At 66.9% G+C, this 24,194-nt stretch carries 25 protein-coding genes; 19 read left to right on the forward strand and 6 right to left on the reverse strand.

The features are described from left to right. Positions 1-55: 55 nt before the first annotated feature. Positions 56-991 carry a phosphotransferase family protein gene (locus tag D6850_RS10390; RefSeq protein WP_121166495.1) on the reverse strand — a complete coding sequence of 312 codons (936 nt, stop codon included), beginning with the start codon at positions 989-991 and terminating at the stop codon, positions 56-58. A gap of 122 nt (positions 992-1,113) precedes the next feature. Between D6850_RS10390 and D6850_RS10395 the strand changes: the two genes are divergently transcribed. From D6850_RS10395 to D6850_RS10410, 4 genes are read left to right on the forward strand one after another with little or no spacing between them, the layout of a single operon-like run. Beyond that, a complete protein-coding gene (locus D6850_RS10395) occupies positions 1,114-1,356 on the forward strand; it encodes an exodeoxyribonuclease VII small subunit (RefSeq protein ID WP_121166497.1) in 243 nt (80 codons plus the stop codon). Positions 1,357-1,361: 5 nt separating this feature from the next. Then, complete coding sequence (locus D6850_RS10400) at positions 1,362-2,225, forward strand: polyprenyl synthetase family protein (RefSeq protein WP_121166499.1); 864 nt, start codon at positions 1,362-1,364, stop codon at positions 2,223-2,225. Between the two features lie 29 nt (positions 2,226-2,254). Further along, on the forward strand, positions 2,255-4,183 hold the full coding sequence (gene dxs / locus D6850_RS10405; RefSeq protein WP_121166501.1) for a 1-deoxy-D-xylulose-5-phosphate synthase: 1,929 nt from the start codon (positions 2,255-2,257) through the stop codon (positions 4,181-4,183). Positions 4,184-4,201: 18 nt separating this feature from the next. Next, positions 4,202-4,810 carry a DNA-3-methyladenine glycosylase I gene (locus D6850_RS10410; protein ID WP_121166503.1) on the forward strand — a complete coding sequence of 203 codons (609 nt, stop codon included), beginning with the start codon at positions 4,202-4,204 and terminating at the stop codon, positions 4,808-4,810. Positions 4,811-4,817: 7 nt separating this feature from the next. On the opposite strand, the gene D6850_RS10415 is transcribed toward D6850_RS10410, so the two are convergent. Then, complete coding sequence (locus tag D6850_RS10415) at positions 4,818-5,819, reverse strand: GlxA family transcriptional regulator (protein WP_245964150.1); 1,002 nt, start codon at positions 5,817-5,819, stop codon at positions 4,818-4,820. Between the two features lie 252 nt (positions 5,820-6,071). Here D6850_RS10415 and D6850_RS10420 point away from each other — a divergent pair, with 252 nt between their 5' ends. Next, positions 6,072-7,442, forward strand: coding sequence for a class II 3-deoxy-7-phosphoheptulonate synthase (locus D6850_RS10420; RefSeq protein ID WP_121166505.1), 1,371 nt, complete (start codon positions 6,072-6,074; stop codon positions 7,440-7,442). A gap of 44 nt (positions 7,443-7,486) precedes the next feature. On the opposite strand, the gene D6850_RS10425 is transcribed toward D6850_RS10420, so the two are convergent. Next, complete coding sequence (locus D6850_RS10425) at positions 7,487-8,158, reverse strand: PAS domain-containing protein (RefSeq protein WP_121166506.1); 672 nt, start codon at positions 8,156-8,158, stop codon at positions 7,487-7,489. Between the two features lie 276 nt (positions 8,159-8,434). Here D6850_RS10425 and D6850_RS10430 point away from each other — a divergent pair, with 276 nt between their 5' ends. The 4 genes from D6850_RS10430 (at position 8,435) to D6850_RS10445 (ending at position 11,943) form a co-directional block, all read left to right on the forward strand. Continuing rightward, entirely contained in the window at positions 8,435-9,313 is an 879-nt protein-coding gene (locus tag D6850_RS10430; RefSeq protein WP_206019239.1) for a YicC/YloC family endoribonuclease, read from the forward strand. Between the two features lie 120 nt (positions 9,314-9,433). Continuing rightward, entirely contained in the window at positions 9,434-10,078 is a 645-nt protein-coding gene (gmk, locus tag D6850_RS10435) for a guanylate kinase (RefSeq protein WP_121166508.1), read from the forward strand. Next, positions 10,075-10,605 (forward strand): gamma carbonic anhydrase family protein, encoded by a 531-nt coding sequence (locus D6850_RS10440; protein WP_121166510.1) that lies wholly within the window; start codon positions 10,075-10,077, stop codon positions 10,603-10,605. The genes gmk and D6850_RS10440 overlap by 4 nt, the downstream gene beginning before the upstream one ends. 114 nt (positions 10,606-10,719) lie before the next feature. Then, positions 10,720-11,943, forward strand: a complete 1,224-nt coding sequence (locus tag D6850_RS10445) for an acyl-CoA dehydrogenase (RefSeq protein ID WP_121166512.1) — start codon at positions 10,720-10,722, stop codon at positions 11,941-11,943. A gap of 74 nt (positions 11,944-12,017) precedes the next feature. On the opposite strand, the gene D6850_RS10450 is transcribed toward D6850_RS10445, so the two are convergent. Further along, entirely contained in the window at positions 12,018-12,506 is a 489-nt protein-coding gene (locus D6850_RS10450; protein WP_121166514.1) for a single-stranded DNA-binding protein, read from the reverse strand. A 194-nt stretch (positions 12,507-12,700) separates the two neighbouring features. Here D6850_RS10450 and D6850_RS10455 point away from each other — a divergent pair, with 194 nt between their 5' ends. Then, on the forward strand, positions 12,701-13,291 hold the full coding sequence (locus D6850_RS10455) for a lytic transglycosylase domain-containing protein (RefSeq protein ID WP_121166517.1): 591 nt from the start codon (positions 12,701-12,703) through the stop codon (positions 13,289-13,291). A gap of 11 nt (positions 13,292-13,302) precedes the next feature. Here D6850_RS10455 and D6850_RS10460 read toward each other — a convergent pair whose 3' ends face one another. Further along, positions 13,303-14,103 (reverse strand): AraC family transcriptional regulator, encoded by an 801-nt coding sequence (locus D6850_RS10460; protein ID WP_245964151.1) that lies wholly within the window; start codon positions 14,101-14,103, stop codon positions 13,303-13,305. An 82-nt stretch (positions 14,104-14,185) separates the two neighbouring features. Further along, the gene (gene miaA / locus D6850_RS10465; protein WP_121166519.1) at positions 14,186-15,070 is read right to left on the reverse strand and encodes a tRNA (adenosine(37)-N6)-dimethylallyltransferase MiaA; all 885 of its coding nucleotides are present in this window, start codon (positions 15,068-15,070) and stop codon (positions 14,186-14,188) included. A gap of 176 nt (positions 15,071-15,246) precedes the next feature. Here miaA and pyrH point away from each other — a divergent pair, with 176 nt between their 5' ends. From pyrH to D6850_RS10505, 9 genes are all read left to right on the forward strand, one after another. Next, on the forward strand, positions 15,247-15,978 hold the full coding sequence (gene pyrH, locus D6850_RS10470) for a UMP kinase (RefSeq protein ID WP_121166521.1): 732 nt from the start codon (positions 15,247-15,249) through the stop codon (positions 15,976-15,978). Between the two features lie 98 nt (positions 15,979-16,076). Then, positions 16,077-16,640 carry a ribosome recycling factor gene (frr, locus tag D6850_RS10475; RefSeq protein ID WP_121166523.1) on the forward strand — a complete coding sequence of 188 codons (564 nt, stop codon included), beginning with the start codon at positions 16,077-16,079 and terminating at the stop codon, positions 16,638-16,640. Further along, the gene (uppS, locus tag D6850_RS10480; RefSeq protein WP_121166525.1) at positions 16,640-17,377 is read left to right on the forward strand and encodes a polyprenyl diphosphate synthase; all 738 of its coding nucleotides are present in this window, start codon (positions 16,640-16,642) and stop codon (positions 17,375-17,377) included. Before frr ends, uppS begins: the two co-directional genes overlap by 1 nt. Next, positions 17,374-18,162 carry a phosphatidate cytidylyltransferase gene (locus tag D6850_RS10485; RefSeq protein ID WP_121166527.1) on the forward strand — a complete coding sequence of 263 codons (789 nt, stop codon included), beginning with the start codon at positions 17,374-17,376 and terminating at the stop codon, positions 18,160-18,162. Before uppS ends, D6850_RS10485 begins: the two co-directional genes overlap by 4 nt. Further along, entirely contained in the window at positions 18,159-19,334 is a 1,176-nt protein-coding gene (dxr, locus tag D6850_RS10490; protein WP_121166529.1) for a 1-deoxy-D-xylulose-5-phosphate reductoisomerase, read from the forward strand. The genes D6850_RS10485 and dxr overlap by 4 nt, the downstream gene beginning before the upstream one ends. A gap of 8 nt (positions 19,335-19,342) precedes the next feature. Beyond that, positions 19,343-20,692: an RIP metalloprotease RseP gene (rseP, locus tag D6850_RS10495; RefSeq protein WP_425452378.1), complete on the forward strand. Its 1,350-nt coding sequence runs from the start codon at positions 19,343-19,345 to the stop codon at positions 20,690-20,692. Between the two features lie 118 nt (positions 20,693-20,810). Then, positions 20,811-20,948 (forward strand): hypothetical protein, encoded by a 138-nt coding sequence (locus D6850_RS19470; RefSeq protein WP_166434036.1) that lies wholly within the window; start codon positions 20,811-20,813, stop codon positions 20,946-20,948. Between the two features lie 124 nt (positions 20,949-21,072). Next, positions 21,073-23,412, forward strand: coding sequence for an outer membrane protein assembly factor BamA (gene bamA / locus D6850_RS10500; protein ID WP_121166534.1), 2,340 nt, complete (start codon positions 21,073-21,075; stop codon positions 23,410-23,412). A 2-nt stretch (positions 23,413-23,414) separates the two neighbouring features. Then, positions 23,415-24,140 (forward strand): OmpH/Skp family outer membrane protein, encoded by a 726-nt coding sequence (locus tag D6850_RS10505; protein ID WP_121166536.1) that lies wholly within the window; start codon positions 23,415-23,417, stop codon positions 24,138-24,140. Positions 24,141-24,194 lie beyond the last annotated feature (54 nt).

Below are 24,194 nucleotides of genomic sequence, written 5' to 3' on the forward strand. Positions count from 1 at the left end.
TCAAGCTGAAGAGCGCCCCCGTTATGGGGGCGCTCTTTTCATGTCCGCCGGGTGGTCAGAGCGCCCGCAAATCCTCCAGCAATTCCTGCGCCATCTTCTCCGCCCGGACGATCCGCGATTGCGGCAGGACGGAGGATTCGACCCGGATCAGCGCCTCGAACCCCAGCATGAAGGGCAGGAACAGCTCGCGCTCGACGGGCGCGAGCGCGAAGGCGGCGGCGAAGGCGTCGAGCCCCGCGCGGCTGACGCCGAACCGGCGCGGTCCGCCCAAGTTGATGCGCCGTCGTCCCAGGTGCATCAGGAACCGCGCCATGTCCTTGTAGATCGGCAGGCGGTGCGAGCCGCCGGTGTCGATGCCCGTCAGGCGGTCGCCCTCGGCGATGAGGTTGTTGGGGTGGAAATCACCATGCGTGATGGCGACGCGCCACTGCGTTGCATCCATCCGCGCGGCGAGGCGCTGCATTTCCGCGAGAATCCCGGCCTCATGCGCCGCTATCTGCGCGAAGGGTTGCTGTTCGGCGGCGCTCTCGGCGCGGCGCAGCCAGCCCTCGGGCGCCGCGGGGCGCCAGGATTCGGACATCGCGGTGCTGGCGCGCAGCCAGTCGGCGGCGGCGTGCAGCCAGGGCGGGCGGGCAGGCGGCGCAAGCGACCGGAGGTGTTCGAGCAGCGGGACGCCGCGCACGTCCTCGACGATGATCACGCCATGCCCGGGGCAGGCGTGAAGCGGACGCGCGATCCGGAAGCGCCCCTCGGCCATGTGGGGCCAGAGGCGCTGCATCTCGTCCCATTCGGCGGCGGTCGCGCCGCCATCGGGGCGCAGGGAGAGCCGCACGACCGCGCGGGTTTCCCTGAACATCGCGCGAAAAATCACCCGTTTGGCGGGGACGTGACGGATGATTTCGAGCGGCTCCAGCATGGCGAGAGAGGGATCATGGGCGCCTGCCGCCTCGAGCTTTCGGGCAATGATCAGGCTGGTCTCGAGATCGGTCATCGGCCTTCGGGCGCATTGGGCATGGCGTCACTTGAGCGGATGGCCCGGGGCGCGTCAACCGAATTGAACCCTGCCGCGCGCGCGTCTAAGGTGCGCGCGATTGCGAGGCAGGGAGACGCGCGATGACCGACAAGGCGGTTTCGGAGATGAGCTTTGAAGAGGCGATGGCCGAACTCGAACAGGTGGTCGGCAAGCTCGAGCGCGGCGACGTGCCGCTCGAAGCGTCGATCACGCTGTATGAACGCGGCGCCGCGCTCAAGAAACGCTGCGAGGACAAGCTGAAGGAAGCCGAGGAGAAGGTTGCCGCGATCACCCTTGACGGGGACGGGCAGCCGCTGGGAACGACGCCCGTGGAGGGGCAGTAACGCCCGTGCAGGACAGGCTCAGGGCCGCGGGCGAGGCGGTGGCGGCGCATCTCGACGACGTGCTGCGCCCCTTCGGAACGGACGACGTGGCGCAGGCCATGCGCTACGCCACGCGCGGCGGCAAGCGGATCCGCGCGATGCTGGTGCTCGAGGGGGCGTTGCTGCATGGCGTGGCGCAGGCGCGCGCGCTCTGGCCCGCCGCCGGGATCGAGGCGATGCACGCCTACAGCCTCGTGCATGACGATCTGCCGGCGATGGACGACGACGCTCTGCGCCGCGGCCAGCCGACAGTGCATGTGAAATGGGACGAGGCGACGGCGATCCTGACCGGCGACGCGCTCCAGGCGCTCGCCTTCGAGCTGGTGACGCATCCCGATGTCGGCGACGGCGAATTGCGCGCCGATCTCGCGCGCGGGCTGGCGCGGGCCGCGGGCGGGCAGGGTATGGTGCTCGGCCAGGCGCGCGACATCGCCGCCGAGACCGCGCCCCGGCCCCTTGATCTGGCCGAGATCACCGCGCTCCAGGCGGGCAAGACCGGCGCGCTGTTCGCGTGGGCGGCGACCTGCGGCGCGCGAATGGCGGGCGCCGATACCGGTGCGCTCACGCGCTACGCCGGGGCGCTTGGCCTTGCGTTCCAGATACAGGATGACGTGATTGACGTGACCGGCGATACGGGCGCCGCGGGCAAGGCGGTGGGCAAGGACGCGGCGGCGAACAAGGCGACCTTCGTGTCGCTCCTGGGCCTAGATGCGGCCCGGCAACGGGCGGCGGCGCTGGTTGACGAGGCCCGCGACGCGCTATCTGTTTACGGAAGCGATGCCGAAACCTTGCGGCAACTGGCCGGGTTCGTTATCTCGCGTAAGACCTGACATTCGCCCCGAGGAGGGCAGCCGCACCGATGTCCAACCGTCCCGATACCCCGCTGCTCGACCGTGTCGAGAGTCCCGCGGATCTCAAGCGGCTGAGCGACGACGAGCTTGCGCAGCTTGCCCACGAATTGCGCGCCGAGACGATCAGCGCCGTGAGCGAGACGGGCGGGCATCTTGGCGCGGGTCTTGGCGTGGTGGAACTGACCGTCGCGCTGCACGCCGTATTCGATGCGCCCCGCGACAAGATCATCTGGGACGTGAGCCACCAGTCCTACCCGCACAAGATCCTGACCGGGCGGCGCGACCGCATCCGCACCCTGCGTCAGAAGGGCGGGCTGAGCGGATTCACCAAGCGCAGCGAGTCGCCTTTCGACCCGTTCGGCGCGGCGCACAGCTCCACCTCGATCAGCGCGGCGTTGGGCTTCGCCGTGGCGCGCGACCTCGGCGGCGCCTGCGACACGGGGCATGGCGACGCGATCGCGGTGATCGGCGATGGCGCGATGAGCGCCGGCATGGCCTTCGAGGCGATGAACAACGCCGGCGCGCTGAACAAGCGGCTGATCGTCATCCTGAACGACAACGAGATGTCCATCGCTCCGCCGGTCGGCGCGCTTTCGTCCTACCTTTCAAGGCTTTACGCCGGAGAGCCGTTCCAGGAATTCAAGGCCGCGGCCAAGGGGGCGGTGTCGCTCTTGCCAGAGCCGTTCCAGGAGGGCGCGCGCCGCGCCAAGGACATGCTCAAGGGGCTCGCGGTGGGCGGCACGCTGTTCGAGGAGTTGGGATTTTCCTATGTCGGCCCCATCGACGGGCATGACATCGAGCAACTCTTGCCGGTGCTGCGAACGGTGCGGCAGCGCGCGACGGGTCCGATCCTGCTGCATGTGCTCACCAAGAAGGGCAAGGGCTATCCCCCCGCCGAGGCCGCGAGCGACGGTGGGCACGCGACGGCCAAGTTCGACCCCGCCACCGGCAAACAGAAGAAGGCCCCCGGCAACGCGCCGAGCTATACCTCCGTCTTCGGGCGCGCGTTGGTCGAACATGCGGCGCGGGACGAACGCATCGTCGCGGTGACCGCCGCCATGTCGGGCGGCACCGGGCTGAACCAGTTTCAGGAACGCTATCCAAGTCGTTGTTTCGACGTTGGAATTGCCGAACAGCACGCAGTTACGTTCTCGGCCGGGATGGCGGCCGGGGGGCTGCGGCCGTTCTGCGCGCTCTACTCGACCTTCCTGCAACGCGGTTACGACCAGGTCGTGCATGACGTGGCGATCCAGCGCCTGCCGGTGCGGTTCGCGATTGACCGCGCGGGGTTGGTGGGGGCGGACGGGGCCACCCATGCGGGCAGTTTCGATATTGCCTTTCTCGCCAACCTGCCGGGGTTCGTGGTCATGGCCGCCGCGGACGAGGCCGAGCTTGTCCACATGATCGCGACGGCGGCGGCGCATGACGAAGGCCCCATCGCGTTCCGCTATCCGCGTGGCGAGGGCGAAGGCGTGGACTTGCCCGAGCGCGGCCAGACACTCGAAATCGGCAAGGGCCGGATCATCGAGGAAGGTCAACGGGTTGCGATCCTGAGTTACGGCGCGCGCCTGGGCGAAGCGCGCCGCGCAGCCGAAGCGCTGGCCGCGCGCGGCATCACGCCCACGATCGCCGACGCGCGCTTTGCCAAGCCGCTAGACCGCGAATTGATCCTGTCGCTCGCCGCACGGCACGAGGTGCTGCTGACCATCGAGGAAGGCGCCGTCGGCGGGTTCGGAAGCCACGTGGCGCAGCTTCTGGCCGAGGAGGGCGTGTTCGACACCGGGCTCAAGTATCGCTCGATGATGCTGCCCGACATCTTCATCGACCAGGCGAGCCCGGCGGACATGTACGCGGTCGCGGGTCTCGGCGCGGAGCAGATCGAGGCGCGGGTGCTCGACCTGCTGGAGATCGCGCAGATCAAGGGCAAGCGCGCCTGAGTCCCAAAGGGGTGACGGATGGACAGAACGATCATCGGCCCGGACGGCAAGGCGCGCTGCGCCTGGTGCGGGACCGTGCCGGAATTCCTGCCCTATCACGACGCCGAATGGGGCTTTCCGGTCGGGGACGACACCCGGCTGTTCGAGAAACTCTGCCTCGAAAGCTTTCAGTCGGGCCTGAGCTGGCGCACGATCCTGAACAAGCGCGACAATTTCCGCGCGGCCTTCGCCGGGTTCGATCATCGCAAGGTCGCGCGATTTGATGCGGCGGATCGCGCGCGGCTGATGGCCGATACCGGGATCGTGCGCAACCGGCAGAAGATCGATGCGACGATCAACAACGCGCAGCGCATGTGCGAGCTGGTGGAGACTGAAGGATCGCTCGCCGCGTTCGTCTGGCGGTTCGAGCCGCCCGCCGACACGCTGCCCGAACCCCAGAGCGTGACGACCTCGGACGCCTCCGTCGCGCTGTCGAAGGCTTTGAAGAAACGCGGTTGGAAATTCCTCGGGCCGACCACGGTGTTCGCCTTCATGCAGGCGATGGGGCTGATCAACGACCACGCCGAGGGCTGCGCCCTGCGCGACAAGGCGGCGCAGGCGCGCCGCGACTTCACGCCGCCCGTATAGGCGCGGCTCAGACCGACAGGCGCGAGGCGTGCGCGCCGCGTTCGCGGTAGGGGGTCGTGTCGTAATGCGCGCGGTAGCATTTCGAGAAATGCGACGGCGACGAAAATCCGCAGGCGAGCGCCACGTTGATGACCGTCATGTCGGTCTGCATCAACAGGTTGCGCGCCTTTTGCAGGCGCAGTTCCATGTAATACCGCTTGGGCGAGCGGCTGAGGTAGCGACGGAACAGCCGTTCGAGCTGCCGCGTGGACATGCCCGCCTCCTTGGCCAGGATCGAGGGGCTGATGGGTTCCTCGATATTGGCCTCCATCATCTGGATCACCAGGCTCAGCTTGGGGTGGCGCACGCCGATCCGGGTGGGAACCGAAAGGCGCTGCGTGTCCTGATCGGTGCGGATGGAGCTGTAGATCAGCTGATCGGCGACCGCATTGGCGAGCTTCTCGCCGTGGTCGTCGGCGATGAGTTTCAGCATCAGGTCGATGGAGGACGTGCCGCCCGCCGTGGTCATCCGGTTTCCGTCGACCGTGAACACCGACTTGGTGAGGTCGACCTCGTCGAATTCCTCGGCAAAGCTGTCGTGGTTCTCCCAGTGGATCGTGGCGCGCTTCCCGTCCAGAAGGCCGGCCTTGGCGAGCACGTAGGACGCGGTGCAGAGCCCGCCGATCTTGATCCCGCGGCGGGCCTCGCGGCGAACCCAGCTCAGCAGCCGCTTGGTCGTGACTTGCTGGATGTCGGTGCCCCCACAGACCAGCACGGTGTCGTCGCGGTTCAGTTCGTCAAGGGAAATATCGACCTTGAACCGCGCCCCGGCGGAGCACTTGATCGTGTCCTCGGTGTCGCCCGCGACGATCCATTCGTATAGCTGGCGTTCGGACAGCCGGTTGGCGATGCGCAGGCATTCGATGGCGGCGGCAAAGCTCAGCAGCGTGAAATTCTCGACGAGAACGAACACGAAGCGGCGCGGGGCGGCGTGCATTTCGGAATGGGCCTTGGCCGGGTGATCCATCATCGGTAATGCCTTTCCCCTTGCATCCCCTCATGCCGGATGTTCATCAAAATGCTCCGGAAGACAAGAGATGGCTGGGAAAATCGCGCTTTCTGGATGCGGGATTCCCTTGGTTCACACTTGAATTCCGGCGAACGCGCGCCTTCATCCCATCATATGGGCATGCCACCCGATTTCGCCAAATCGCCGTATGGCCTATCGCGGGCGGTTTTGGTAAACCTCGCGGCGCGATACTTCTGAGTGGAGACCGGGATCATGACGGATTGGCAAAAATCGGACTGGCGCGCGAAACCGCGGGTGCAGATGCCGGATTATACCGACCCGGTCGCGCTGCGCGACGCCGAGGCGCGGCTGGCGCAATTCCCGCCGCTGGTCTTCGCCGGCGAGGCGCGCAGCCTCAAGGCCGAACTGGGCGCCGCGTCGCGCGGCGAGGCCTTCCTGCTCCAGGGCGGGGACTGCGCCGAATCCTTCGACCAGTTCAGCGCCAACGCGATCCGCGACACGTTCAAGGTGATGCTGCAGATGGCGATGGTGCTGACCTATGCGGCCAAGGTGCCGGTGGTCAAGGTGGGCCGCATGGCCGGCCAGTTCGCCAAGCCGCGCAGCGCGCCCACCGAGACGCAGAACGGGGTCGAGCTGCCCAGCTACCGCGGCGACATCATCAACGAGCTCGCGTTCTCCGAGGCGGCCCGCGCGCCCGATCCGAACCGCATGTTGCAGGCCTACACCCAGGCGGCGGCGACGCTGAACCTGCTGCGCGCCTTTTCCAAGGGCGGTTACGCGGACATGCACAAGGTCCATAGCTGGACGCTCGGGTTCACCAAGGATGACGAAACGGAACGCTACCGCGACATGGCCAACCGGATCAGCGACGCGCTCGACTTCATGAAGGCCGCGGGCGTCAACGGCGACAGCAACGCCTCGCTGCAGACGGTGGACTTCTACACAAGCCATGAATCCCTGCTGCTGGAATATGAAGAGGCGCTGTGCCGGCTCGACACCACGTCGGGCAACTGGCTGGCAGGTTCGGGGCACATGATCTGGATCGGCGACCGCACCCGGCAGCCGGACGGCGCGCATGTGGAATTCGCGCGCGGCGTGTTGAACCCGATCGGGCTCAAATGCGGGCCGACCACCAGCGCCGAGGATCTCAAGCGCCTGATGGAACGGCTGAACCCGCAGAACGAGGCGGGCCGGCTCACCCTGATCGCGCGCTTCGGGGCGGGCAACGTGGGCGAACATCTGCCGCGGCTCGTCCGGGCGGTAGAGGAAGAGGGGGCGAATGTTCTCTGGGTCTGCGACCCGATGCATGGCAACACGATCAAGTCGGCGAGCGGCTACAAGACGCGTCCGTTCGATTCGGTGCTGCGCGAGGTCCGCGACTTCTTCGGCGTTCACAAGGCCGAGGGCACGATTCCCGGCGGCGTGCATTTCGAGATGACCGGCCAGGACGTGACCGAATGCACCGGCGGCGTCCACGCGGTCAGCGACGAGAACCTGAGCGACCGCTACCACACCGCCTGCGATCCGCGCCTCAACGCGTCGCAATCGCTGGAGTTGGCGTTCCTCGTGGCCGAGGAGCTGTCGAGCTTGCGATCGGACGGCCTGCACGCCGAAGCGGTCTGAACCAGGCGCGGCCGGGCGGGCGCGCCCGGCCACCCCAGCGGGTTTCAGTTGTCGCGGATCAGCCGCAGATAGGGACGCTCCGCGCGCAAGCGCGGCTCATAGGCGAAATATTCCCCGGCGAGTTCGGGATCTTCCTCCGGCGCCTGCGTCCCGATGCCGATCCCGAGCGGCGTGATCATGCTGTCGTCGATATTGAGACGGCGCGGGCCTGCGCCGATCTGCCCGTGCGTGACGAGGCAGCCGAGCGCGCGCGAAACATCCCCGAGATCGCTGCGCAACGGCAGCAGCACCAGCGTCCCGCCAAGCGCCGCGCGACCAGGCCCACCCGGCGCGCTCAGCGTCAGGCGCACGGTCGCGGGTTCGTCGAACAGCCGCACGAGATGATCGGCCAGCGCGTCCCGGTCCTCGGGCGCGATGAACGCGCTGAGCGGCATGCCGCGGACCTCCATGCCCATGAGGTCGGACAGATGCGCCCCCGCGACCCGCAGCCGCGCGATGCCCGGCGCGATCCGCTCGGCGATGAGAGCGTTGGACAGCAGGGGCCTGATTCCCCTCGGGTCGATCTCTGAGCGGTAGGGCGCGTCGCCGCCTTCGCGGCGGCTGTCCCAGTAGCGTACGAAATCGGCCAGCTGGGTATCCTCGCGCGCTATGCGGCGCGTTACCCGGCGGCCGGCGGCGTCAGTCTTGGGCGGTTCCTCCGGCGTATCATCGCACATCGCACCATCTCCTTCACTCGTCCTGCGCGGCGCCGGATGATTCCCCTTGGGCGCCTGATCGGCAATATCACATAATTGAACGCGGTTTTGTCTAAAATCCCGCCTGCCTGGTTAACCTCCTGCACGGTCAGGCCGCGTGCCTCAGGAATAGCCGCCTTGGCCCGTCGTGAAAAGCCGTGTTGCAGGTTTTTCTCGAAACACCGTATGGTCGCGCGCAGCGCGGGCGACGATCGCCCGGGCGCGGGTAATGACAGGGAGGGCGGCTTGCTTAATTCGATGACCGGTTTCGCCGCCGCGCGGGGGGCCTTTGGCGCGTATTCCTGGACGTGGGAGCTGCGCGCCGTCAATGGCAAGGGATTCGATCTTCGGCTGCGCGCGCCCGACTGGATCGAGGGGCTCGAAGCGGGGCTGCGCGCGCGGCTCTCGGGTGCGGTAGCGCGGGGCAACCTGTCGCTGAACCTGCGGGTGCAGGCCGACGAACAGGCCGGACAGTTGCGCCTGAACGAGGCGCAGCTTGCCGACGTGCTGGACGCGATGGCCGAGGTGGAGGCGCGCGCGATGGCGCGGGGGCTCTCGCTGGCGCCAGCGCGGCCGGGCGACGTGCTTGCCGTGCGCGGCGTGCTGGAAACGGCGAGCGCCGAAGAGGACACAGGCGCATTGCGCAAGGCGCTGATCGCGGATCTCGAAACGCCGCTGGCCGCGTTTCTCGAGATGCGCTCGACCGAGGGCACGGCGCTGCACGCGCTGCTGATCGCGCAGCTTGACGAGGTGGCGGAACTGACCGCCGCGGCCGCCGATGCCGCCGCCGCGCGCGCGGACGAGGCGCGCGAGGCGTTGGGGAACGCGCTGGCGCGAGTGCTCGACAATGCCGAGGGCGTGGACGAGGGGCGCATCGCGCAGGAACTGGCGCTGATCGCGGTCAAGTCCGACGTCACCGAGGAGATCGACCGCCTGCGCACTCATGTCGACGCGGCGCGCGCGCTTCTGGGGCAGGACGGGCCGGTGGGGCGCAAGCTCGACTTCCTGATGCAGGAGTTCAACCGCGAGGCCAACACGCTCTGCGCGAAGGCCCAGTCCCCGGCGCTGACCTCCGTGGGGCTCGCGCTCAAGGCGGTGATCGACCGGATGCGCGAACAGGTGCAGAATGTCGAGTGACGGTGCGATGAGGCCGGTGGGGGCAAGGGGGTTTCACCCCCTCCAACGGGTTTCCCCGTGGGTAAAATCCGCCGTCACCACCGGGATATTTGACGCAAGAAGAAGGCAGGAGGGGGGGCGATGACGCAAGCGCGGCGCGGACTTCTGATCATCCTGAGCTCGCCCTCGGGGGCGGGGAAATCGACGTTGTCGCGCCGGCTGCTCGCGTGGGACGATACGCTCAGCTTCTCGGTTTCGGCGACCACGCGCGCGCCGCGCGAGGGCGAGGTCGACGGGCGCGACTACCGGTTTCTGACCGAGGCGCAGTTCCGCCACGACGTCGGGCAGGGCGAGATGCTGGAGCACGCGCATGTGTTCGGCAATTTCTACGGCTCGCCCAAGGCGCCGGTGGAGGCGGCGATCGACGCGGGGCGCGATGTGCTCTTCGATATCGACTGGCAGGGCGCACAGCAAATCCAGAACTCGGACCTGGGCAAGCACACGCTGTCGATCTTCATCCTGCCGCCCAGCATCGCCGAGCTGCGCCGCCGCCTTGAAGGGCGCGGGCAGGACAGCGCGGCGGTGATCGCCAAGCGGATGCTCAAGAGTTGGGACGAGATAAGCCATTGGGCGGAATACGATTACGTTCTCGTCAATGACGACCTCGACGAGACCAACGAGCGCCTCAAAGGGATCATCGAGGCGGCGCGGCTGCGCCGCATCCAGCAGCCCGGCCTGATCGAGCATGTGCGCAACCTGCAACTTGAATTCGAGGATTTGCAATGACGCTCTACGCACTTGAGGGCCATGAACCCGAACTGCCCGGGGACGGCGATTTCTGGATCGCGCCGGACGCCAACGTGATCGGGCGGGTGATTCTGGAAACGGCGACCTCGGTCTGGTTCGGCGCCACGCTGCGCGGCGACAATGAGCCGATCACCATCGGCGCCGGCACGAACGTGCAGGAAAACACCGTCATGCACACCGACATGGGCTTTCCGCTGACGATCGGGGCGGGCTGCACCATCGGGCACAAGGCGATGCTGCACGGCTGCACCATCGGCGAAAACTCCCTGGTCGGTATGGGGGCGACGATCCTGAACGGCGCGGTCATCGGCGACAATTGCCTGATCGGGGCGGGGGCGCTTGTGACGGAAGGCAAGACGATCCCCGGTGGCAGCCTCGTGATGGGCGCGCCGGGCAAGGTGGTGCGCGAGTTGGGCGAACAGCAGATCGAGATGCTGAAGGCCAGCGCGCTGCACTACCAGGAGAACATGCGCCGTTTCCGCGACGGGCTGCAACCGCTGGGCTGATCGCGCGTCTATTTGCCGTCCAATTCAAAAACCTCGCTGGTTCTCCGTCGCGCCAGCCGGTAAACTGCGCGCAAATCGGATTGAGACACGCGACAAGCGCAAGAAAGGACCGACATGAGCCTCGACGCCCCCAAACTCAAAGCCAAGGACGCGCCCGATCTCGGCAGTTTCGACTGGGAGGATCCCTTCCGGTTGAGCGACCAGCTCGAGGAAGACGAGCGCATGATCGCGCAGAGCGCGCGCACCTTCGCGCAGGAGAAGCTCCAGCCGCGCGTCATCAAGGCCTATGCCGAGGAAACCGTCGCGCCCGAACTGTTCCCCGAGATGGGCGAGATGGGCCTATTGGGCACCACCATCCCGGAGGAATACGGCGGGCTCGGCGGCGGCTATGTCGGCTACGGTCTTGTCGCGCGCGAGATCGAGCGCGTCGATTCGGGCTATCGCTCGATGATGTCGGTGCAATCCAGCCTGGTGATGTATCCGATCTACGCCTACGGCTCCGAGGAGCAGCGCCGCAAATACCTGCCGGGCCTTGCCGACGGCACGCTGATCGGCTGTTTCGGGTTGACCGAGCCGGACGCGGGCAGCGATCCGGCGGGGATGAAGACGCGGGCGGTCAAGACCGATGGCGGCTATGTCCTCAACGGATCCAAGATGTGGATTTCCAACAGCCCGATCGCGGATGTCTTCGTCGTCTGGGCCAAGTCCGACGCGCACGAGGGCAAGATCCGCGGCTTCGTCATCGACAAGGGCGCAAAGGGGCTCTCCGCGCCCAAGATCGCGGGCAAGCAGAGCCTGCGCGCCTCCGTCACCGGAGAGATCGTGCTGAAGGATGTCGAGGTCGGAGAAGAGGCGCTATTGCCCAACGTGCAAGGGCTCAAGGGGCCGTTCGGCTGTCTCAACCGGGCGCGTTACGGCATCGCATGGGGAGCGATGGGCGCGGCCGAGTTCTGCTGGCACGCGGCGCGGCAATACGGGCTCGACCGGCACCAGTTCAAGCGGCCCATCGCGCAGACGCAGCTTTTCCAGCTGAAGCTCGCCAACATGCAGACCGAGATCACGCTTGGCCTTCAGGCAGCGCTGCGCGTGGGCCGGCTGATGGACGAGGCCAACGCCGCGCCCGAGATGATCTCGCTCATTAAGCGCAACAACTGCGGCAAGGCGCTCGACATCGCGCGCATGGCGCGGGACATGCACGGCGGCAACGGGATTTCCGAGGAATTCCAGGTCATCCGCCACATGATGAACCTCGAGACGGTGAACACCTACGAGGGCACGCATGACGTGCACGCGCTCATCCTCGGGCGGGCGCAGACCGGGTTGCAGGCATTCTTCTGAGGGCGCCCGCAGGGTTTCGCGGAACGCGCGCAGCATGAAAATGCTGCGCGCGTTCTGTCTTGTTCAAACCGCGATCAGAACGGGATGTCGTCGTCGAAGTCGCGCGCCGGGCCGCCCGGGGTGGAACCGCCGCCCGGTCCCGATGGACCACCGTAATCGCCCCCGCGGCCATCATCCGAGGGTCCGCCGAAATCCCCGCCGCCGCCACCGCTGCGACCGTCGAGCATCGTCAGCGTGCCGTTGAACCCCTGAAGCACGACCTCGGTGGAATAGCGATCCTGCCCGGACTGGTCCTGCCATTTGCGGGTCTGTAGCTGCCCTTCAAGGTAGACCTTGGAACCTTTGCGCAGATATTGCTCGGCGATCCGCACCAGCCCTTCGTTGAAGATCGCGACCGAGTGCCACTCGGTGCGCTCGCGCCGCTCGCCGGTGTTCTTGTCCTTCCAGGTCTCGGACGTGGCGACGCGCAGATTGCACACCTTGCCGCCGTTCTGGAACGTACGCACCTCGGGATCGCGGCCCAGATTGCCGATGAGAATTACCTTGTTTACCGAGCCGGCCATTATCGTCTCCCTGATGGTTCACGTGAGCATTGCGTTGCGTCGTTTACATCACCCGCGCGCCATGAAGGGAAGGTTAAAATTGGCGCGAAATACTGGAGAGTTTCGCGGGAATGGCTCCGAGCAAACCGGGAATGCTGGAAAAACGGCGCCGAATCGTTATTATGGCGCCAATCGGGACGGGGACATAATTCAGCATGATCAGGATAGTCTGCGCCACTTTGGCATTCGCCGCGGCGGGCGGAACCGCCGCGCATGCCGATATTCTGTCAACCAAGAACCGGGTCAAGCAGTTCAAGTCTCAGACCAGCGTGCTCGATAATCGCGCGGCGAGGCAATACAAGGCCTCGGTCCGGTTGCAGCCCCAGAAGATCAACACGCCGACCAAGTGGGGCAGCGCCGCCAAGTCCTATTCCGGCGCGTATCGCGGCGAGTATCTCGTTCTCGCCAAGGCCGCGGCGCGGCGTCACCGCGTACCCGAGGATCTGTTTTTGCGGCTGATCCAGCAGGAATCCGCCTGGAAGGCGACCGCGCTGTCGCACAAGGGCGCGATCGGGCTGGCGCAGCTCATGCCCGGAACGGCGGCGGTGCTGCGGGTCGATCCGCACGATCCGAGGCAGAATCTCGAGGGCGGCGCGCGCTATCTCGCCCAGCAGTACCGCGAGTTCGGCTCATGGCGGCTTGCGCTGGCGGCCTATAACGCGGGGCCGCAGGCGGTGCGCAAATACGGCGGCGTTCCGCCCTACAAGGAAACCATGAACTACGTCCGGGTGATCTGGGGAAGCTGAGCGCGCCCGTCTTAGGCGGCGTGCTTCAACTTCTGCGCCTGCTTGCGCAGGGTCGAGGGCGTCTCACCGGTGTGGTGCAGGATGAAGCGCGAGAAATACGCCGCGCTGTTGAACCCGAGCTGCACCGCGACGTGGCGGATCGAATCGCCGCCGTCCTCGATCATCTCGCGCGCGGCGTGCAGACTGCGCTGGGTCAGGAAGTCCGCCGCGGTCAGCCCCGAGCATTGACGGCAGGACCGCGTGAGATGCGTCGGCGTCACGCCGAGGTCGCGGGCGTAATCGGCCATCAGCATCGGGGTGTGGAAATCGCGCGCGACCATCGCCGCGTAAGCCGACACCAGCCGTTGCCCTGCCGTGGCCGTCGCCGGGGTCTCGTGCAGGATCATCGCGCGGCGCAGCCAGACGGTCATCAACGCGGCATGGGCGCCCAAGGCCTCGTCGCTGAAGTCGCGCCGCTCGGTGCTTTCGCGCTGCATCGCGTCCATCAGCGCCGTGAGTTCGAGTTGCGCGTGAACCTCGCGGACGCGCAGGTGATGCGTCTCGTCGGGCATGAGCGCCGGACCGCCGGGCGGGATCAGGCAGACGAGGCCAAAGCTCTGCGCGCCCAGGTCGAGCGAGAACAGCGTGCCAGCCGGGATCGCCAGCGCGTTGTGAACCCCGACGCCGCGGCGGATGCCGTCTACCGTCGCCCGGGCCTGGCCGCGCGTCACCCAGACCAGCGCATGCGCGCCGATACTGTGCAGCAGGCCAAGCCGCCAGGCGGCGCCACGGGACCATTGCGCCAATGTCATGATCTGCGGTCTCTGGGTCATCCGATCTCCAGAATGATTGCGTTTCGTCAAGGATTGTCACATCAGGCGCGCAAACCCAGCCTGAAAGATCGTATTTTGGAAATCAACCCGATTCGGGCGGGTCGATCCACGACCATGATTTCATGCGGGCGCGGAACCATGTCCGCTGACGCTTGGCGAATTGCCGGGTCGCGATCAGCGCGGCCTCGCGGGCGTCGGCAAGCGTCATTTCCCCGCGCAGATGCGCGATAAGTTCAGCCGCGCCGATCACTTTCGACGACAACCGCTCCGGGGTCCAGTCAGGCATGTTCGCGCGCGCTTCGTCAAGCGCGCCGTCGGCGATCATTTGCTCAAACCGCCGCTCGATCCGGGGCGTGAGCCACGCCTTCGGCGAGTCCAGCACAAGCGCCGCCGCCGCGGCCAGCGACAGGAGCGGCGGCGGGGTCGCGTCCTGCCACTGGGCGAGGCCGCGCCCGGTAGCGGTCTGCACCTCCCAGGCGCGCTGGACCCGCATCGGGTTGGCGGTGTCGATCCGCGCGCGCGTCTCAGCGTCGAGGGCGGCGATCATCGCCTCGAGCGCGCCGTCGCGGCGCAGCGAATCCGCCCTTGCGCGCACTTCCGGCGGGATCGGCGGGATATCGGCCAGCCCTTCCGTCAGCGCCGTGAAATAGAGCCCCGTGCCCCCGACGATGATCGGGCGTTCGGGCCCGCGCAGGAGCGGAGCGACCTCGCGCAGCCAGTGCCCGACCGAGTAGGGCGCGTCGCCGGGCACGTGGCCATAGAGCGCATGGGGCGCGCGCGCCTCGTCCTCCCGACTGGGGCGGGCCGAGAGGATCCGCCAGTTGGCGAACACCTGGAGCGCGTCCGCATTGACGACCACGCCGCCGTCCCGCGCAGCGATGTCCAGCGCGAGCGCGGATTTTCCCGATGCGGTCGCCCCGGCGATCAGGACCGGGCGATCGGGGGGGATGTCTGGCGGGGCGCGCATGGGGTTTGCCTACTGCGTTTGCAGGCGGGTTTTAATCCCCGATTTGCGCCATCGCGCCGCGACAGGAGGCGGGAACGGGCGGGTTTGCGCCCTGGCGGGGCTTTCTTGCATTGCAGTTTGCACCGCTTTGCGACAGTTTGCGCGCGGATGCCAGCAAGCAGAACGGAGCCCGCCCGATGAGCAACGCCGAGACCCCAAGGACCACGTTCAAACGCGTGATGCTCAAGATCTCGGGGGAGGCATTGATGGGCGACGCGACCTACGGGCTGCACCCGCCCACGGTCGAGCGGATCGCGCGCGAGGTTCAGAGCGTGCATGACATGGGCGTCGAAATCTGCATGGTGATCGGCGGCGGCAACATCTTTCGCGGCCTTCAGGGTAGCGCGCAGGGGATGGAGCGCACGACCGCCGATTACATGGGGATGCTCGCCACCGTGATGAACGCGCTCGCGATGCAGAGCGCGCTGGAAAGCCTCGGCGTCTATTGCCGGGTGATTTCCGCCATCCGCATGGATGAAGTGGCCGAGCCCTATATCCGGCGCCGCGCGGTGCGCCACCTGGAAAAGAAGCGCGTCTGCATCTTCGCCGCGGGCACCGGCAACCCCTATTTCACCACCGACACCGCCGCCACGCTGCGCGCCAACGAGATGGCCTGCGAGGCGATCTTCAAGGGCACCAAGGTCGACGGGGTCTATGACAAGGATCCCATGACCCACGAGGATGCCGTGCATTACCCCGACATCACCTATGACGAGGTGCTGAGCAAGCACCTCAAGGTTATGGACGCGAGCGCCATCGCGCTGGCGCGGGACAACAACCTGCCGATCATCGTCTTCAGCCTCGAGGAACCGGGCGGGTTCCGTGGCATTCTGGCCGGGCAGGGCACCTATACCCGCGTCCACGACTGACGCGGGGTGCGCAGGGCGCTATACAACGCCGCCTCCCTGTTCTAAGGGTGGCCCCGACGAGATATGACTGCGTGACAAACGACTGACGGGAGGCATACGTGTCCGACGAATTCATCCTCGATACCGACGATCTCGAGCGGCGCATGAAAGGCGCGATGACCAACCTCAGGAGCGAGTTCGCGTCGCTGCGCACGGGACGGGCCTCGGCCTCCATGCTCGAACCGGTGATGGTGGACGCTTACGGCCAGATGACGCCGATCAACCAGGTCGGCACCGTCAACGTCCCCGAACCGCGCATGGTCACCATCAACGTCTGGGACAAGAGCCTGGTCAACAAGGTGGAAAAGGCGCTGCGCGAGAGCGGGCTGGGAATCAATCCGCAGATGAACGGCACGATCATCATGCTGCCCATCCCCGAGCTCAACGAGGAGCGCCGCCGCGAGCTGACCAAGGTGGCCTCGACCTATGCCGAGCACGCCCGCGTCGCCGTGCGCAACGTGCGCCGCGACGGGATGGACCAGATCAAGAAGGCCAAGGCCGAGGGCATGTCGGAGGACGACCAGAAATTCTGGGAAACCGCGGTGCAGGAACTGACCGACGACTACATCGGCCATGTCGATGAGGCGCTCGAGACGAAACAGGCGGAGATCATGCAGGTCTGATGCCCGATTCCAGCGACAAAGGGTGCGAGACCCGCCCGGGCCCGACCCACGTTGCCGTCATCATGGATGGCAACGGTCGCTGGGCGCAGTCGCGCGGCCGCCCCCGCCTGTTCGGCCATCACGCCGGCGCCAAGCGGGTGCGCGAGATCGTCGAGGCCTGCCCCGATCTCGGGGTCAAGTACCTGACCGTCTTCGCCTTCTCCACCGAGAACTGGAAACGCACCCAGACCGAGGTCGCCGGGCTGATGAGCCTTTTCCGCCGCTACATCACCAAGGAGGCCCGCGCGCTGCGCGACGAGGGCGTGCGCGTGCGCTTCATCGGCGACCGGCTGCGGCTGGATGCGAAGCTGATCGCGCTGATGGACGAGCTCGAGCAGCTGACCCGGGACAACGATCGGGTGCACCTGACGATCGCCATCAACTATGGCAGCCGCGACGAGGTGGGCCGCGCGATCAAGCGCCTTGCCGAGGATGTCGCGGCGGACCGCCTGAACCCGGCCGACGTGACCGAAGAGACGCTGGCGCGCTACCTCGACACCCATGTTCTGCCCGATCCGGACCTCGTGATCCGCACCAGCGGCGAGGCGCGGATATCGAATTTCCTGCTCTGGCAGTCGGCCTATGCCGAATACGAATTCATCGACACGCTCTGGCCGGATTTCAGCCGCGAGATCTTTACCGGCCTCGTGGCGAGCTACGGCAGGCGCGACCGGCGATACGGCGCCGTGATCGCATGAGCGGCATCGCGCGATGGAGCGATCTCGCGCCGCGCGTGATCTCGGCGGCGGTGATGATCGTCCTCGGCGCGATCGCGCTGCGGCTGGGCGGGATCGTCTTCGCGATGGGCGTCTGGGCGCTTGCCGGGGTGATGACATGGGAACTGACGCGCATGTTCGCGCCCGGCCAGGGATGGCTGGCGGTCGGGCTTGGCTGTTTCGCCGCAGCGGCGCTCGCGTTCGCGTGGCTTCTACCCGGCGCGCTGGCCCTGCCGCTTCTGCTGGCGGCGGCGCTGACCGGGATGAGCCGGATGGAACGCGACCGCTATCGGTTTGGCGGCTACGCGGCGGCGATCCTGGTTGGCTGTCACGTCATGATCCTGCTGCGGGACGTGATTGGGCCGGGTTGGGTGCTGTGGCTGATCTGCGTCGTCATCGCGTCCGACGTGGCGGGTTACTTCGTCGGGCGAAGCCTTGGCGGCCCGAAATTCTGGCCCCGCATCAGCCCCAAGAAGACTTGGTCCGGCACCATCGGCGGCTGGGTCGCGGCGGGGCTGGTCGGGCTGGTCTTCGGCCTCTGGTTCGGGGCGGGCGCGGCGCTCGCGCCCGTGTCGGTTATCGTCGCCTTCGCGGGGCAGATGGGCGACATCCTCGAGAGCGCGCTCAAGCGGCGGGCGGGCGTCAAGGACAGCTCGAACATCATTCCCGGGCATGGCGGCGTGCTTGACCGGTTCGACGCCATGCTTGGGGCCGCGCTGATCGTCGGGCTGCTGTGGGCGCTCAGGCTGGCGCCCGGCCTCGCATGAGGCGGCTCAGCATCCTTGGCGCGACCGGCTCGATCGGTCAGAACACGCTCGACCTCGTGCGGCGCGCGCCGGAGGGCGCCTACCGCGTGGCGGCGCTGACCGGCGGACGCAACATCGCGCAGCTTGCGCGGGACGCGCGCGAGTTCAAGGCCGAGATAGCGGTGACCGCCCATGACGATCTGCTGGAACCGCTGCGCGACGCGCTTGCAGGCAGCGGGGTGGAGGCCGGGGCGGGCGCAGGCGCGCTGATCGACGCGGCCGAGCGTCCCGCGGACTGGACCATGTCGGCGATCGTCGGCGCCGCGGGGCTCGCGCCGGGGCTGGCCGCGCTTGGCCAGGGCGGCACATTGGCGCTCGCCAACAAGGAATCTCTGGTGGCGGCGGGTCCCTTGATGATGCGCCGCGCGCGGGTCGCCGGTGCGCGCATCCTGCCGGTGGACAGCGAACATTCCGCCATTTTCCAGGCGCTCGCGGGCGAGGATTCGGATGCGGTGAGCCGCGTCGTCATCACCGCCAGCGGCGGCGCCTTCCGCGATCGGCCGCTCAAGGACCTGCATCGCGCCAGCGTCGCCGAGGCCTCCTGCCATCCCAACTGGAACATGGGCCAGCGGATCACCATCGATTCCGCCTCGATGTTCAACAAGGCGCTCGAAGTCATTGAAGCGCGCGAATATTTCGGGTTTGACCCGGATCAGATCGAGGTTCTCATCCACCCGCAATCCATCATCCATGCGCTGGTGGGGTTCCGCGATGGGGGGCTTATGGCCCATGTCGGGCCGCCGGACATGCGCCACGCGATCGGTTATGCGCTCAACTGGCCCGAGCGGCGCGCGCTGCCGGTCGAGCCGCTGGACCTGGCGCGGATCGGGCGGCTCGATTTCACCGCGCCTGATCCGGCGCGCTATCCCGCGCTCGGCCTCGCCTGGCATGTGATGCGTGCGGGCGGGCTCGCCGGGGCGGTGTTCAACGCCGCCAAGGAGCGCGCGCTTGATCATTTCATCGCCGGGCGGGTCGGTTTCATGGAAATGGCGGGCCTGGTCGAGGCGGTGCTCGACAGTCTCGAAGCGCATCCCGACCTCGCCGCGCCCGAAATCACGCTTGAAACCGTGCGCCGGGCGGACCACCTAGCACGACAGCAGCTTGATGCCCACGCGATCCTTCGGGCGGAATAGGATTTCTCTTGGATATGGCCAGTCTCATACCGCAGTTCGGCGGCGTTTTCATAACCCTTCTCGCGTTCGTCGTCGCCCTGTCGGTGATCGTGGCGATCCACGAATACGGGCATTACATCGTCGGGCGCTGGAGCGGGATCAAGGCGGAGGTGTTCAGCCTCGGCTTCGGGCCGGTCCTGTTCTCGCGGATGGACGGGCGCGGGACGCGCTGGCAGGTGGCGGCGCTGCCCTTCGGCGGCTACGTGAAGTTCCTGGGCGATGCGGACGCCGCCAGCGGCAAGGACACGGAGGCGATGCAGGAGATCGACGACCCCGCGCGCCTGCGTCAGACGATGCACGGCGCGCCGCTCTGGGCGCGCACGGCGACGGTGGCGGCGGGGCCGGTGTTCAACTTCGTCCTCTCGATCCTGATTTTCGCCGGCGTGATGATGGTGCAGGGCAAGCCGACCGAGCCGATCAGCATCGGCGCGCTGAAACCCCTGCCGGTCGAGGGCGTGACGCTGCAACCGGGCGACCGGCTGCTCGCCGTGGCGGGCGTGCCGCTGCCGGGCGCGGAGGAGGAAGACGGGTTCAAGCGGTTCAGCGCGGCGCTGCCGGACACGTCCCGGATGGAATATCGCGTGCTGCGCGACGAAAGCGAGACCACCGCGACGGGGCCGCACCCCTTGCCGCCGCTGGTCAGCCAGCTTGCCCCGCAATCGGCGGCCTATGACATCGACATGCAGGTGGGCGACGTCATCACCGCCGTGGACGGTGAGCCGATCGCGTCGTTCGAGCAACTCAAGAACCGGGTCGAAGCGTCCGAAGGGCGCGTGCTGCGCCTCGATGTCTGGCGCGACGGCAGGATGCTCGAATTCGCGCTCGCGCCGCGGGCGCGTGACGAAATGCAGGACGCCGGCGGATTCGAGAGCAAGTGGCGCATCGGCATCGCCGGCGGCTGGGCGTTCGAGCCGGGCACCGAAAGGCTGGGGCCCGGCGCCGCGCTCTGGGGCGGGGTGACGCAGACCGGCGTGATCATCGAGAGTTCGCTTTCGGGGCTGTACCACATGGTCACCGGGGCGATCAGCAGTTGCAACATGTCCGGACCCATCGGCATCGCCCAGGTCTCGGGCGCGATGGCGAGCCAGGGGGCCGAGAGCTTCATCTGGTTCATCGCGGTGCTGTCGGCGGCGGTCGGGCTTCTGAACCTGTTTCCGATCCCGGTGCTCGATGGCGGACACCTCGTCTTCTACGCCTATGAGGCGGTGACCGGAAAACCGCCCAGCGACCGCGCGCTGCGCATCCTGATGACGGCGGGGCTGACGGTGGTTCTCGGGCTGATGGTATTCGCGCTCACCAACGACCTGTTCTGCCCATGACGCGGGCGGAGGGCGCCGCTCGCCCCGCCTTGGTTTGGCCATAATTTCGCACTGCTCAACGCCACATTGCCGCGTCATACCCTTATCCGAGCACGGATTCGGAAAGAGGGAGAGACCCATGCAAGCCATCATCGGCGGTTACCGCGGCCTGAGCCTTCTGGTCGATCTCAACTGGGATCGGTTGCTTTACCTCGGTACCATCGCCGCGGCGCTCTTCGGAGCGGCCTTCATAGGCTCGTTCGTCGGCTCTCTCTGACGCGGACGGCAGGGGCGTTGCGCCCCCCGGGACACACCCCCGAAACGGTGTCGAATGCCATTTTGACAAGACTCTGCAGACCCGTTACTGACTTGGGCAATTGATGTCTGACGGGGGCTGAACAATGAAATGCATCGACGAATCGCGGCTGCCGCGCGCCATCAAGAACCCCCTGGGATGCGCGGCGCGTGCGGTTCTGCTGATCGCCTTGGTTTCGCTCACCTTTCTCATGGTTCCGGCAACGGCTGACGCGCAGTCCTACCGGTTCAGCTCGGTCTCGATCGAGGGCAACCAGCGGATCGAGGCGGGGACCATCCTCAGCTACGCGGGAATCGCGCGCGGTCAGACGGTCAGCGCGGGCGAGTTGAACGACGCCTACCAGCGCATCCTGGGCAGCGGCCTGTTCGAGGAGGTGACGATCAACCCCCGCGGCGGCACGCTCGAGATCAGGGTCAAGGAATACCCGACCATTTCGCGCATCTCCTTCGAGGGCAACAAGAAGATCAAGAACGAGGACCTCTCCGGCTTCATCGAGAGCGCGCCGCGCCAGGTCTTCAACCCCGCCAAGGCCGAGCGCGACGCGGCCACCATCGTCGACGCCTATGTCGAGAACGGCCGCAGCGCCGCGCGCGTCACCCCGCGCGTGATCCGGCGCAGCGACAACCGCGTCGATCTCGTCTTCGAGATCTTCGAGGGCAAGAAGATCGAGGTGCAGCGCATCTCTATCGTCGGCAACCGCGCCTATTCCGACCGGCGTCTGCGCCGGGTGCTGCAATCCAAGCAGGCGGGCATCTTCCGCGCGCTGGTGAACCGCGACACCTTCGTCGAGGACCGGATCGAGTTCGACAAGCAGGTGCTCGCGGATTTCTACGCCGCGCGCGGCTATGTCGATTTCCGCGTCACCGGCGTCAACGCCGAACTCGCGCGTGAGCGCGACACCTATTTCATCACCTTCAACGTGCAGGAAGGGCAGCAATTCCGCTTTGGTCAGATCACCACGATCAGCGACCTGCCCGAAGCGGACGCGGACGAGTTCCAGTCCGTGCTCAAGATCCGGCCCGGCGTCGTCTATTCGCCGACGCAGGTCGAGAACTCCATCGCCCGGATGGAGCGCCTCGGCATCCGCAAGGGAATCGACTTCTTGCGGGTCGAGCCGCGCATCACCCGTAATGAGCGCGACCTCACGCTCGACGTGGAATTCGCCATCGTGCGCGGCCCGCGCGTCTTCGTGGAGCGGATCGACATCGAGGGCAACACCACCACGCTCGACCGCGTCATCCGGCGGCAGTTCGACACGGTCGAAGGCGACCCCTTCAACCCGCGCGAAATCCGCGAGGCGGCCGAGCGCATCCGCGCACTGGGATATTTCGCCAACGCCGAGGTCGACGCGCGCGAGGGATCGCGCCCCGACCAGGTGGTCGTCGATGTCGACGTCGAGGAGCAATCCACCGGCACGCTATCCTTCGGCGCGTCCTATTCGACTAGCTCCGGCTTTGGCGTCTCGATCGGCTTTTCCGAGCGCAACTTCCTCGGGCGCGGGCAGAAGCTGTCTGCCTCGGTCGCGGCGAGCGCGGACAACATCAACTACAATATCGACTTCGTCGAACCGGCCTTCCTCGGCCGTGACGTCGCCTTCGGCCTGAAATTCGGCCTGATCGAGACCGATAGCGATTTCTCGCTCTATGACACCACCATCGGCACCTTCCGCCCCAGCCTGACCTTCCCGGTGAGCGAGAACGGCCGGCTGCAACTGCTCTACAGCGCGGCCTACCGCGAGATGGACAATTACACCGGCGCCTCCGGCATCCTCGCGCGGGAGACGGCGCAGGGCGGGCTGTTCTCCAGCGGTCTCGGCTACAACTACACCTACGACACGCGGCGCACCGGGCTGAACCCGAACGCCGGCGTGCTGCTGTCCTTCGGGCAGGAGTTCTACGGGCTGGGCGGCGATCAGGACTATATCAAGTCGACCGTGCGCGCCATCGCGCAGACCAAGGTGCTGCACGAGGAGGTGACGCTGCGCGCCACGCTCGAGGGCGGCGCGCTGAACTTCCGCAGCGGCCAGAGCAGCCGCGCGGTGGATCGTTTCGCGGGGCAGGTGATGCGCGGGTTCGAACCCAACGGCATGGGGCCGGTCACCAACAATGCCGGAAACATCGAACACCTGGGCGGCAACTTCTTCGCCGCGCTCAAGTTCGACGCCGAGTTCCCGCTTGGCACGCCGGAGGAATTCGGTCTTTCGGGCGGCGCCTTCTATGACATCGGGTCAATCTGGGACGTGAACACCGCGGGCGCGACCGGAACCGTCACCTCGACCGGGTTCAAGCCGCGTCACGTGGTCGGCCTGTCGCTGATCTGGCAATCGCCCTTTGGGCCGCTGCGGTTCAACTTCAGCCATGCGCTGGAAAAGGAATCGACGGACAAGGAACAGGTGTTCGACCTGACCATCGCCTCCCAGTTCTGACCATGCGGCGTCTGGCGCAATGGGCCTGCCGGGTCGCGTTCATCGCGATCGCGGCGGGGGCGGCGCCCGCCCCGGGCGGCGCGCAGGACATCGGCACGGTCCAGAGCGACATACTGGTCATCGACACCGAACGTTTCTTCCAGGAATCGCGCGCCGGACAACGGATCACCCAGGAATACCAGGCCGAGCGTGATCGCCTGATTGCCAACAACCGCCGGATCGAGGCGGAATTGCGCGCCGAGGAACAGGCGCTTACCGACAAGCGCCCGACCGTGACTCCGGAAGAGTTCCGCGACATGGCCGACGCCTTTGACGAGAAGGTGCGCGGGATACGCCAGGCCAACGAGCGCGAGGCGCGCGACCTCGAGCGTCGGCGCGAGGTGGCTCCGCTGCAACTCATGCAGATGGCCGAACCCGTTCTGGTCCAGATCATGCGCGACGCCGGGGCGATCATCGTGCTCGACCATCGCCAGGTGCTGTTGCGCGCGGACGTGATCGACATCACCGACCTGGCCATTGCGCGGGTGGACGAAGTGATCGGCGACGGGCGCGACGTTGACGCGGACGACGCCGGCGGCAGTGACGATGACAATTCTTCGGCCCCTGCCGAGGAGTCCGCGCCGACGCCGGAATTCGCCCCCGGGAAACCGGCGGAGCCGGAGAACGACTCCGCGCGACAATCGCCCGAAACGATCATCCCTGACGCCGACGCGACCCGGTCCGAATAGGCGCGCCGCTTGCCCGACCCGCGGTGAGTTGGTAAAGCGCTTCGGGAACGGTCG

This window comes from Roseovarius spongiae, assembly GCF_003651245.1.
Classification (GTDB): Bacteria; Pseudomonadota; Alphaproteobacteria; order Rhodobacterales; family Rhodobacteraceae; genus Roseovarius; species Roseovarius spongiae.

Bases quoted from the DNA above. Each gene is read 5' to 3' on its own strand.
- D6850_RS10395 (WP_121166497.1), top strand. From the start codon at position 1,114: ATGACCGACAAGGCGGTTTCGGAGATGAGCTTTGAAGAGGCGATGGCC.
- D6850_RS10460 (WP_245964151.1), bottom strand. From the start codon at position 14,103: ATGACCCAGAGACCGCAGATCATGACATTGGCGCAATGGTCCCGTGGC.
- bamA (WP_121166534.1), top strand. From the start codon at position 21,073: ATGAAATGCATCGACGAATCGCGGCTGCCGCGCGCCATCAAGAACCCC.
- D6850_RS10390 (WP_121166495.1), bottom strand. From the start codon at position 991: ATGACCGATCTCGAGACCAGCCTGATCATTGCCCGAAAGCTCGAGGCG.
- D6850_RS10430 (WP_206019239.1), top strand. From the start codon at position 8,435: ATGACCGGTTTCGCCGCCGCGCGGGGGGCCTTTGGCGCGTATTCCTGG.
- miaA (WP_121166519.1), bottom strand. From the start codon at position 15,070: ATGCGCGCCCCGCCAGACATCCCCCCCGATCGCCCGGTCCTGATCGCC.
- D6850_RS10485 (WP_121166527.1), top strand. From the start codon at position 17,374: ATGAGCGGCATCGCGCGATGGAGCGATCTCGCGCCGCGCGTGATCTCG.
- D6850_RS10420 (WP_121166505.1), top strand. From the start codon at position 6,072: ATGACGGATTGGCAAAAATCGGACTGGCGCGCGAAACCGCGGGTGCAG.
- D6850_RS10505 (WP_121166536.1), top strand. From the start codon at position 23,415: ATGCGGCGTCTGGCGCAATGGGCCTGCCGGGTCGCGTTCATCGCGATC.
- D6850_RS10440 (WP_121166510.1), top strand. From the start codon at position 10,075: ATGACGCTCTACGCACTTGAGGGCCATGAACCCGAACTGCCCGGGGAC.
- uppS (WP_121166525.1), top strand. From the start codon at position 16,640: ATGCCCGATTCCAGCGACAAAGGGTGCGAGACCCGCCCGGGCCCGACC.
- dxs (WP_121166501.1), top strand. From the start codon at position 2,255: ATGTCCAACCGTCCCGATACCCCGCTGCTCGACCGTGTCGAGAGTCCC.
- D6850_RS10425 (WP_121166506.1), bottom strand. From the start codon at position 8,158: ATGTGCGATGATACGCCGGAGGAACCGCCCAAGACTGACGCCGCCGGC.
- D6850_RS10410 (WP_121166503.1), top strand. From the start codon at position 4,202: ATGGACAGAACGATCATCGGCCCGGACGGCAAGGCGCGCTGCGCCTGG.
- dxr (WP_121166529.1), top strand. From the start codon at position 18,159: ATGAGGCGGCTCAGCATCCTTGGCGCGACCGGCTCGATCGGTCAGAAC.
- D6850_RS10415 (WP_245964150.1), bottom strand. From the start codon at position 5,819: ATGATGGATCACCCGGCCAAGGCCCATTCCGAAATGCACGCCGCCCCG.
- D6850_RS10450 (WP_121166514.1), bottom strand. From the start codon at position 12,506: ATGGCCGGCTCGGTAAACAAGGTAATTCTCATCGGCAATCTGGGCCGC.
- gmk (WP_121166508.1), top strand. From the start codon at position 9,434: ATGACGCAAGCGCGGCGCGGACTTCTGATCATCCTGAGCTCGCCCTCG.
- D6850_RS10455 (WP_121166517.1), top strand. From the start codon at position 12,701: ATGATCAGGATAGTCTGCGCCACTTTGGCATTCGCCGCGGCGGGCGGA.
- D6850_RS19470 (WP_166434036.1), top strand. From the start codon at position 20,811: ATGCAAGCCATCATCGGCGGTTACCGCGGCCTGAGCCTTCTGGTCGAT.
- pyrH (WP_121166521.1), top strand. From the start codon at position 15,247: ATGAGCAACGCCGAGACCCCAAGGACCACGTTCAAACGCGTGATGCTC.
- D6850_RS10445 (WP_121166512.1), top strand. From the start codon at position 10,720: ATGAGCCTCGACGCCCCCAAACTCAAAGCCAAGGACGCGCCCGATCTC.